The sequence below is a fragment of the Sphingobium sp. L-44 genome, assembly GCF_056859495.1.
Genome location: NZ_JBSXOQ010000047.1, coordinates 1 through 4,793, shown reverse-complemented (window position 1 = coordinate 4,793; position 4,793 = coordinate 1). Strand labels below are relative to the sequence as shown.

Annotated in this window: 6 protein-coding genes; 1 reads left to right on the top strand and 5 read right to left on the bottom strand. The window is 56.2% G+C overall.

The features are described 5' to 3' along the window. Positions 1–113: 113 nt before the first annotated feature. The 4 genes from AC13EK_RS04005 to AC13EK_RS03990 form a co-directional block, all read right to left on the bottom strand. Complete coding sequence (locus tag AC13EK_RS04005; protein ID WP_483022051.1) at positions 114–542, bottom strand: hypothetical protein; 429 nt, start codon at positions 540–542, stop codon at positions 114–116. Positions 543–589: 47 nt separating this feature from the next. Next, positions 590–1,345, bottom strand: a complete 756-nt coding sequence (locus AC13EK_RS04000; protein WP_483022050.1) for a hypothetical protein — start codon at positions 1,343–1,345, stop codon at positions 590–592. A gap of 277 nt (positions 1,346–1,622) precedes the next feature. Continuing rightward, on the bottom strand, positions 1,623–1,850 hold the full coding sequence (locus tag AC13EK_RS03995) for an excalibur calcium-binding domain-containing protein (protein WP_169863181.1): 228 nt from the start codon (positions 1,848–1,850) through the stop codon (positions 1,623–1,625). A gap of 330 nt (positions 1,851–2,180) precedes the next feature. Next, positions 2,181–2,756, bottom strand: a complete 576-nt coding sequence (locus AC13EK_RS03990) for a hypothetical protein (protein ID WP_169860021.1) — start codon at positions 2,754–2,756, stop codon at positions 2,181–2,183. 233 nt (positions 2,757–2,989) lie between these two features. Between AC13EK_RS03990 and AC13EK_RS03985 the strand changes: the two genes are divergently transcribed. Next, on the top strand, positions 2,990–4,273 hold the full coding sequence (locus AC13EK_RS03985; RefSeq protein WP_169860022.1) for a hypothetical protein: 1,284 nt from the start codon (positions 2,990–2,992) through the stop codon (positions 4,271–4,273). An 84-nt stretch (positions 4,274–4,357) separates the two neighbouring features. On the opposite strand, the gene AC13EK_RS03980 is transcribed toward AC13EK_RS03985, so the two are convergent. Beyond that, positions 4,358–4,603, bottom strand: coding sequence for a DUF4177 domain-containing protein (locus AC13EK_RS03980; protein WP_483022049.1), 246 nt, complete (start codon positions 4,601–4,603; stop codon positions 4,358–4,360). Positions 4,604–4,793 lie beyond the last annotated feature (190 nt).

Below are 4,793 nucleotides of genomic sequence, written 5' to 3'. Positions count from 1 at the left end.
CATGCAGATCGAGGGCATGGCCGCCCTTGCCACACCCATAACCGAGGAGGTTCAGCCGCTACAGATTACACCCAAGGCCGCCTGAAAATGCAGCCCGATGGCCAGCACCGAAATTACACCACATTGACGGACGTGACCTTGGGATTGTTCAGCGGATTGACCGCGACTGAGGCGGTAATCTCTCGTTCTTTCACTTCGACGGACTTGAGCTTGAACCATCCATCCTCGCCGCCTCGGATCGCGGGCAGCATGGACCTTGGCATGCGAATTCTACCTTCTTCGCCATCGATCCAGAGATTGACCTGATCCTCAAAGCCAACCGTTCGCGTTCCCACGACACTGGCTCCGCCATAGTTGCCGTTGCTATCCCATGCGTTGGCTGTCGCCTGCGCCACCTTGTTGGCAGAACCGCCGCCCATACAGGCCAGATCGAGCCTGCCGGTCAGTGGGCCTTGTGCATAACCAACGGTCGGCGCGGATATGAGCGCCGCTGCTGCGAGATACCGAATCATTTCTTTCCCCCAAGAAGTTGATCCGATCATGCCCGCCGACAGTTATGAAGTGGTGAGTGTGGCAATGACAAAGATTGTCACGTTTGTTCGGTGTCCAGCAGCCAGTCCATGCTCGGCAGCCCATCGTAGTCGGGCAGGAAGACATACCATGCAAAGTCCATCACATTGTTCTTTATGGTATCGCCTGAATCCACTTCCCATTGCGGTCGCCGAGGCAGGTTGAGCACATAGGCAAGTCCGGCGGTCCGCAGCCATTCGCTCCGCCTCTGAGTGCCCTGCCATCTTGTTGATTGGAGGATACAGATCGGGCCAGATACGTGCGTTCGCGCCTTCTGGACGAATGCCATAGCCTTCGAGAATGGCGGGTTGGTCACCATGAAGTCGCACTCAGGCGGATCGTCCATAGTGAGGTAATCGCCGATCGTGGCCTGACCGCAGCCCGACAGTGCCGCCAATTCCTCGTCGCGGATGTCATTGACGAAGTGAGGGCCGGGATTTTTGCGCCGCATTATCTCGCGGATCATGCGACCATCGCCTGCCGACGGATCGCATCCTCTGCCTTGAAACCACTCCGGTCGATAATCGAACAATGAAGTGTAGGCATATTCAGGCGTCCGGAACACTTCATACCGCTCGCTACGGGCGCGGATGCTTTTCCGAGATTTCAACTTCGCTGGCTCTTTAGGGCGTGAGGTGACCGGTGGCTGTTGGCCGATCCGAGCCATCGCGCGAGTGACAGTGTTATGGCTCACTGGGCCACCGCGCGGTGCTCGATATCCTGCCTGATTCAGCGCGAGCATCATCTCAGGGATCGTCGCTCCCGTCATGCTCACGATTACCTCCAGTAGAGGTGTCGCGCGGGTATGCGCGTTGGCAATCCGCCGTTCTCTACTGGCGATGATACCGGGTCGATAGGCGCGCTTGGAACTAAATGAACTCGGCATTCCGGCTCACTAAATGAACTGATAATGATGGCAAGCCAGATGATCCCTTCTGCAACGTCGGCGCGGGTCACTTCATGGCAATCGCTGCCATCATTGGGACCTCCCTGATTTCATTTATTACTGCTGACACGCCGTCAGGGAGGCTGAGATCAAGACCAGTTTCATATCATCGTCCCCGATACGGCTCGCACGCGATGCCGTCACCGTCGCCATCCATATGCGGCCCATAGCCCGGCTGTCCTCGGTGGATTGGCGCAGCACCGGCGGCTCGGGCGTCGGCGCAATTCCGATACGACCATGTTCCCGATCCCGTTGGCGTTTGGGCGCGTGGGCTGCGCTGAGGTGTGGCGCTAGGACCTGAAGGCTGCTGGGCGTCCAGTTCGTCCGCCGACATCGGGCGATCCCGGATCGTGTCGCGGGTTGGTCGCCACTCTGTTGTCACTTCATCGGCGGCACTGGCTTCGAGGGCTCTCGATGAGTCGGACAGGTATTTGCTACCACCGCCCACGGCGACGCCGACCAGCCCGGCGACCGCAAGCGACTTCAAGGCGAAATTGTTACGCATGTGGGGCATATTGCCGATCGAGAGTAAAGGATCGGTTTGCATTCGAGGGCGGTGCCGATCCGGTGTCCCATTGGCGCTACTCGCTTTGGTGGGAGCCGCGCTGCGCGCGGCGGTGGGGTGTTCGCGGCCTTGAGGGCCATTCGTCCGTTGGCTGACCTGTTAAGATTGCAAAGATGTCGTTGCCTTCGAAGTGAGAGGCAGGAAAGCCGCTCTGATCGAGATGACATCAGTGATATGGATAGCCGGAGGCCAACGGCTCGGCGGCTCGTCGACGACGTTGGCTTTTGGCTCCGGGGAGGGATCGACCGATCGCTCACCGCGTGTTGCCTCGATGACATCTGGTAGTCCAGTCATGTCGTTGGCAGCCATGAAGTGAGCCGTTTCATCCCTGAGATCAAAGGGCGGATGCCTCACTTCAGCAGAAGGCATCCTTCGATTGCTACGACCTGAATCCGCCTTGAGGCGTGCTGCCGCATCGGTCCATTCAGATGCATCTCTGCGCCCTCCATAGGTCGGCCGCCAGAGCAAAGGACTTCTTTTGCCACCCACGTCGACTGCGAGCCCTCGTCGACATGGGCAACAAATGAAGTCCTTTGAAATTACTTCGTTGCCTTTTCCATCAATAAATTCATGCGCCTTATTAATATTGAATAGATTCGTAAAATACGTCTGTTTTAATTTCGCTTTTGTCCCACCGATATCTCTAAAGAATAGAAAGAGACGGGACATACTCATGATGAGTAGCGCAATTGGGACCGTCCATATGGAGTATGATGAGTATAATTTTTTATGACGATCGCCCATGCGGGGCGGGAAAGTCTTACGATGAATGTTTCGATATTATCAAGAATCCCGGCCTGTACCTATATGCGGTAGAGCGAAGGGCAGCGGTAGAAGAGCGTGCACAGGAAATCCGTGACATAGCCGCCGCAGCCGGGACCAGTGTCCATGTCGTCACGATCTGTAGCATGGGCCAGAACGCCTATGACGATCCAGACCGGATCGGCGGCACATCGGTTCGTGTTCGCGTCGAAGGCCTTGGAAACACCTATACCGGCGGCCATGTGGTCGCGATCATCACCCACGAAGCCTTAAAAACGTCTGATTTGTCAGGCTTTCGAGGTTGGAAGCTCGTGATTGATGAGCGTCCCTCGATCTGGGATCGGCAAAGCCTGTCGTCCAAATTGAGCAAGGACCTTCTCACTCATCACTTCAAACTGGAACAGCGTGCAGATAAAAAGGCCCGCCGGATAATCTCCACTTCGAACGCGACGGCAAAAGATTTTGATGAGGACTCGTGTGGTAATCCACTGGCGGTCATGGCGCAGCGCATCATTGGCGATCGGTGCGAGGTCGCCACTTCGTTGCAATCGTTCGACCAGCTTGATGTCGAGCGGAAATGGGAATGGTGGTCGATCTGGGCTCCGACATCGTTGAAGGTTTTCGATCAGGTCACCATGCTGGCGCACGGCCTTACCCAATCAGTTGCGTATCAAATCATCCGATCGAAGTGGCCAGAATTTGAATGGGTGCGTCTCGATCGGGCGACCGAACTGCGCCATATGCGCCGAACTGTCGTGGTGCACTATTATGCTCGCGCTCACCAAGCCAGTCGGACGCTGTGGGACAGTCCGCGTGGCCGCCGCTATCTGACCGCTATCGGTAACGACATCGCGAGCCGAGTCACAGCCGATCGGCACATCTGGACTTGCAATCGCAACGAACGGAGCCTGTTCGAGCGGCCGGATCACGAGACGTCATTGCTTCCCGGTAAATGCCTGTCTCCGCGCCAGCAAGGGTCAAATCTGTGGTCATGTAGAAACGAAGCCACCATCCTGTTTACGGCCAAGCCATCCGCGTGCGACCTGTCCATCGCTAAGGTGATCGGCATTTCTCCAGAAGCGATCGTGGAAACCCGAGAACTCGACATCATGGTCCAGTTTGCCTGCCGAACCAGCGTCCGTGTCGCGGAGAGCACCGAAACCGTCCACCTATACGTTTACGATGAAGTGCAGGCCCGGCATCTGGAAGCATATTTCCAGAGCACCGGATACTGTGACGTGGTTCTCGACCTGATCGACATCTCCGGTATGGGTATCGCCGAATATGAACGCGACAGCAGACCGGGGCGCAAACGCAAGGTTCTGACGCCGGAAGAGGCCAAAGCTGCACAGAAAGCGAAGCGGGAAAAGGAAACGGACCGGAAGCGTAGGCAGCGGGCAGATAAGAAGAAAACGTCCGAAGCGGCCTGAGATGAATAGGACGGGCGACCGGCATCGTCCGTCCAATAGATTGTCGCGCCTAACTAGACGCTGACCTGTGGGGGTGTCAGCGAACTATCGAAGCGCTTCTAGTTCCTCCTTCGCAATTTCCAGTTCTTGCTTCAACTGATCCCATCTGTCTCGCCATTCAGACGCAGTTTTTAGTGCCTCATGAGCTTGGGCTGGGTAGGTAGATAGCATGGATCGCTTGAATATGTAACGAAACTGCACCGTCATTTTTTCATTACCGCCAAGTCCAAAACCTGTCGTGAAGCTAACGCAGTTCACCAATTCCCAACCTTGCTCGCCATATTCGTTCAATGCTTCACCAGTTGGGTTGTCACATAGAAAATACTCCCATTTCGGAGCGGAATTTGGTCACGTCCGTCAATGTGGTGTAATTTCGGTGCTGGCCATCGGGCTGCATTTTCAGGCGGCCTTGGGTGTAATCTGTAGCGGCTGAACCTCCTCGGTTATGGGTGTGGCAAGGGCGGCCATGCCCTCGATCTGC